This is a genomic window from bacterium, assembly GCA_024228115.1.
Classification (GTDB): Bacteria; Myxococcota_A; UBA9160; order UBA9160; family UBA6930.
In genome coordinates, this window is record JAAETT010000256.1 from 1 (window position 1) to 3,356 (window position 3,356).

General features: G+C 61.4%; 2 protein-coding genes. Both read right to left on the reverse strand.

The window, feature by feature from the left end; all coding sequences use genetic code 11:
* Window positions 1-146: 146 nt before the first annotated feature.
* Complete coding sequence (locus tag GY937_12220) at window positions 147-1,655, reverse strand: PAS domain S-box protein (GenBank protein MCP5057474.1); 1,509 nt, start codon at window positions 1,653-1,655, stop codon at window positions 147-149.
* A gap of 750 nt (window positions 1,656-2,405) precedes the next feature.
* Window positions 2,406-2,912: a hypothetical protein gene (locus GY937_12225; GenBank protein MCP5057475.1), complete on the reverse strand. Its 507-nt coding sequence runs from the start codon at window positions 2,910-2,912 to the stop codon at window positions 2,406-2,408.
* Between the last annotated feature and the right edge of the window lie 444 nt (window positions 2,913-3,356).

Below are 3,356 nucleotides of genomic sequence, written 5' to 3' on the forward strand. Positions count from 1 at the left end.
CGTCGCCAGGCTCGCTACCGGTTCGGGCGGGCTCACCCCTGGCCGGGCGGGTTTCGCACCCGCTGGACGACGAATCGAAATTTCATGGAGTCATCGCATCTCCTCCAATCCCAATCGACCAGCAGAGCCTGGTCGCACTGAAACTCCTATCCGCGCAAGGCCCTCGGGATCGGATCGGCTTCGAGGTCTGCCTTGACCTTCTCGCGACCGGCCACGCTGAGATCGCGGAGGAATCCGTAGAAGAACAGCTCTCCCGAGGCCATCACCGGGCATACCGTCAGTTCGACCGGGAATTCCTCGCCGTTCTTGCGAACTGCGGTCAGTTCATCGACGTGTTTGTCGATGATCCGCCCGGCTCCCGTCTCCAGGAAGTGCTCCAGGCCCACCCGGTGGGCTTCGCGGTGCTCCTCCGGAATGATCAGATCGGCGACCAGCTTTCCCCGCGCTTCTTCGAGGCTATAGCCGAAGATCTCCTGTGCAGACGGATTGAATTCCAGGGTGATTCCCTTTCGATCCATCACGACAATTCCGTCGAGCGCAGCGACCATCATGACGTTCTTGATTTCCTGGGCGCTCTTCAGCGCTTCGTCCGCCAGCTTTTGCCTGTTCCGGGCGACTGCAGCCAGGCATCCGATCGCCAAGCAGGTGAAGAACAACGGCGTTGCGAGCAGCAGCAGGGGAGTTGCCGCTCGAACGGAGATCTCATCGAGCACTCGTAACGGAACCCACGAGATGAAGATCCAGTTCGGCAGGTCTTCCACGCTCCCCCCTGGCACCGAAGCGACAGGTGGGGGCGTGACGGTGTCGAAATAGAACCGGCCCTCGGGGGCCTCGACCCATCCCCGTGGCTTCGCCTGCAGCTGCGGCCAGATTTCGGGGAACGAGTCCTGGAAGCTCCTTCCCAACTCGAGAACGAGGCCCGTTTCGAGCTTGGGGCGGTGCTGGACCCAGTAGCCTTCGGAGTTGACGACCATGCGTTGGATTCCGTTCACTTGGGAATCCTGTACGAATTCCCGCAGGAAGTGTCCACCGTGCGCGTTGAGCACGACGATTCCTCTTCGCTGGCCAGCTGTGCCATCGATCGGTGCCGCCAGGCGGACCACGGGCCGATAGGGCCAGGCGATCGTTCCACCCTCGACTTCCGCGTCGATAGGTGAGACGAATACCTCGCCAGGCTTGAGGCGCATGGCTCCCGTGAAATAATCGAATCCGCTCGTGTCCTGGAGCTCGTTTGGCCCCGCAATGCGGGGTCCATCGGATGTGTTCTCCGCGCGAAGGAACTCCCGACCCTCGGCGTTGATGAACTGGACCTGTTGGTAGCTGGGCCGGTATCGCAGGAACGCAGATACGCTCTGCACCGATGACGGAACGAGCTCCGTATCTGTATCGATCAGTTCACGGGCCAGATCGCCGAAGAAGAAGAGATCGCCGGTCGCAATCTCGTTCCCTTGTTCGACCCGGCGAATGCCGGCCTGGATGACCGCGGCTTCCGCCGTGAGGAATTTTGCTCGCTCGCTTCCGACGCTCATGCTGTATTCGCGGGAGAATGCAAACAGGAGCACGATCGTCAGTGGCACCAGGATCTTCATGTACTCCCAGAAGGGGACGATTGCGAGCCCTTGCAGGAAACCGTCGAACGATCGACGTCCCTCCAACCACGATTCGTTTCTCCTTGAACCCATCCTGTAACTCCTCAGTTGTCAGGCCGAAAGAGCAGGGGCGCCAGCGGATCGCCTCTGCCAATAGATGGCCGACACAGAATCGGCGGGGTTGTCACGCGCTTTCTTCATCGCCTGCATGGCGACGAACGGACGGATCCGAGCCATGACCGTACCTCCCGCGTCGGGCTTCCGTTCCGCACCGGGGCGCCTCGTGCGTCCCGAACGCAAACCGGTTGCCCGGCCATGTCCCCTATATGTTCCATCCCCCGGCAGCGGCCTCGTATGCGCATCGTCATACGCGGTGGTCCGGGGGCCGGATTCCGCTGCGGGGCAGCGACGCCATCCGAGCGCGTGCTGCCTTCGGACCGACTCGGTATGTGACATTGAGCCCCGCCCGAGCTGGAAGGCTGGGGCCGTTCAGCGGGATCAGGGGCTCTTCATGTGGCGAGCGGAGATGCTGCGACCGAGCGGCCTGCAACCCGTAAGAGAAGCGGCTGGGCGCCGCCTTGCGCTCGTGAGGCTTGCCTTCAGCCTCACCACTCCCGATCGAGAAGAGACCGGTTTGCATTTGACGATGCCCACCGGTCACCTCGTTCAACCACTTCGCGTATCAACGCTCTCAATTTCAAGCAGTCCGCGTCGGCGCTTGATTGCTGCCATACCGGCAAGGCCCATCGAGAGCAGCGCGAACACTGAGGTTTCGGGGACTTGCGCAATGGCAATTCCATCAATGCCGGAGTACGCCTAGCCCGCCCCTATCGATCCAAACTCGATCGTATGCGTCGTTGCGGTTGCGACGAACGTGAGGGATTCACTGAACCACGGAGTGCCTAAAGCGATGCTGGGACCCGCTCCGATCGAACCGCCATCCACGAATACCTCGATCGACACATCGCTCGTAGAAGCGGCATAGCCGAAATTCGAGTGGTACCACGAGATCTCATACGATTGCCCGATCGAGAAACCGGAAACGGATTGAGCGAATTTCTCCACCGTCGTCCCGACCGTGAACAAACCAACCCAGGTGCCACCATCGGGCGAAGGCGACGGGGTTGCACCAAAGAGGCCTAGACCGATGACCCCGATGTTGTTGTTCTCGTCCATGGTGTCCGGCGAAAACGAAGTGACGGACCAGCCCGCCGGAACGGCCGAATTGGCGATCGGGCCTGTAAGAGATCCGTTCACCAGGATCGGTACGGCGAATGCCGTGTTCGCATAGAAGAACGCCAACAGGAAGATCAGCCTGCTCATGATCCGCATCCCCTCGGAAGAGTCCCAGTCCCCCCTTTTCCCACACTGGTGCGCAGGAGGCAAGAAGTGAGTCAGGTGCGCCTCTCCGCGTGACCCCCGCGCCGCCGCAGTTCCCGACGCGGTCGTCGGAGCCCGCTTGTTTCGAACCACACGAAAACGTCTGGCTCCTGGTGGGGCGGATTGGACTCGAACCGGTGTCTTCTGAGCCTAAGTAGCTGGAATCCCTCGATGGACGCACTGCACTCCGGCGCCGCTCGCGTTCTGGCACCAGCTTCCCGGCGCTGACGCGCTCGTCCCGCACTTCCTAGTCCCTTGTCACACCAAAAGCTGGGGGTAGAGTCGTCGCAGTTTCACGCGGGCTTGTTGGGTCGTGAATTGCCAGTCGACGCCCTTCGTCGTTCGGTTGCGATCGTCTTGCCAGGCTTGGACTTGGCGCGTGAGATC